This is a genomic window from Streptomyces sp. NPDC054840, from assembly GCF_053611065.1.
The window spans coordinates 1-1,366 of the sequence record NZ_JBSGZP010001108.1 but is presented as its reverse complement, the minus strand read 5'-3'; the positions used below and the strand labels follow the sequence as shown (position 1 = coordinate 1,366).

Genomic DNA, 1,366 nt, shown 5'->3' with positions numbered 1-1,366 from the left:
CCCCGGGGGAGTACGGGCCCACCGTCGTCAGGCCGACCGGCGGCTCAGGGGGCGTACTTGTAGCCGACCCGGCGCACCGTCTGGATGGCGGCGCGGTGGGAGGCGCCCAGCTTGCGGCGCAGACGGGCGATGTGGACGTCCACGGTCCGGCCGTCGCCGACGTGCCCGTAGCCCCACACCGTGGTGACCAGCTGGTCCCGGCTGTGCACCCGGTGCGGGTGCTGCACCAGGTGGGCCAGCAGCTCGAACTCCAGGTACGTCAGGTCGAGCACCCGGCCGTCGACCTGGGCGGTGCGCTGCGCCGGGTCGATCCGGACCAGGCCGTCACCCGGGCCGGCGGGGGCGGGGGCGGCGGGAGCCGAAGGGACGGCGGCGGCCACCGCCTGGGGGGCGAAGGCGATCGGGGGCTGCTGGTCGGCCGGTACGAGCACCAGGTAGCCGATCATCGGCGGCTGGCCCGGCAGCGTCGGCAGGGTGTGCTGGGGCGCGGGCAGCCAGGTGGCGCCCGGCGGCAGGAGGTCCACGACTCGGGACACTTCGTCTCGGTCAACGGAACGTAGCCGGTGGCGCGGACTGGGCGGATAGGTCAGGGGAGAGGTCGCAGCGGTGGCGGCGGAGGAGAGGGAGCGGGTGTTCGCCATGAGTGGTCAGCTCTTTCACGCGGAGTGGTCGGCAGGAGACGTGCGTACGTCATCGATGTCGATACCGCGCAGACCGAAGGCCTCGTGGAAGGTCGGATGAGTGATCCCGGAGGCTTTAGAGGGCCGGCGCGTTCTTCGCGCGGCAACACTCCCGGTCGTAATCGTGATCCTGACGGGACGGCCAGAAGGGCTCGAGGTCGCTGCGACCTGACGAGGTGTGCGAAGGGCTGGCCATGGCCCCATTCAAGCAGATGTCACCTCTGCGGGGCAGGCCCCGTCTCGCAGAATGGATCACTATCTCATATGCCGAGAGACGACCTCGGTCAATCCCGGACAAAGTAGACCCTCAGGTGAGGCGCAGCGGCTGCCACCCCGGCCCGATGTCCCAGCCCTTCTCCTGGCGGGCCCAGCGCGCCATGACCTCCACCACCTCGGCCGCCGTGGGCAGATACGCCTGGAAGTGCCGCTCCGCGGCCCCGTCCCGGTGCTCCAACTGGTAGTCGGCGCCCGCGTCGTGCCAGACCTGTATGTAGCAGTCCGGGTCCTCGGCGATCCGCTCGACGATGACGAAGTGGTCCCCCTCCGCGCCGATGCGCTGCACCAGTTCGGACAACACGCCGAGCACGGGGCGTTCGTAGGACTCGCCGCGCTCCGTCTGGATCCTGATCGCCAACATGACCACACCGTCCCACACGCCACTGACAGCGCCCGCCGGCCCTGTGGGG

General features: G+C 70.6%; 1 protein-coding gene and 1 pseudogene. Both read right to left on the bottom strand.

Annotated elements, in window-relative coordinates:
- Positions 1–44 precede the first annotated feature (44 nt).
- Positions 45–641, bottom strand: a complete 597-nt coding sequence (locus tag ACWGIU_RS37945; protein WP_453712643.1) for a winged helix-turn-helix domain-containing protein — start codon at positions 639–641, stop codon at positions 45–47.
- A 346-nt stretch (positions 642–987) separates the two neighbouring features.
- Positions 988–1,366 (bottom strand): annotated as a pseudogene (locus tag ACWGIU_RS37940) (hypothetical protein); the annotation flags it as partial.

What these genes read in the sequence shown, in the direction of transcription:
- ACWGIU_RS37945 (WP_453712643.1), bottom strand. Translation starts at nt 641, where the DNA reads ATGGCGAACACCCGCTCCCTCTCCTCCGCCGCCACCGCTGCGACCTCT.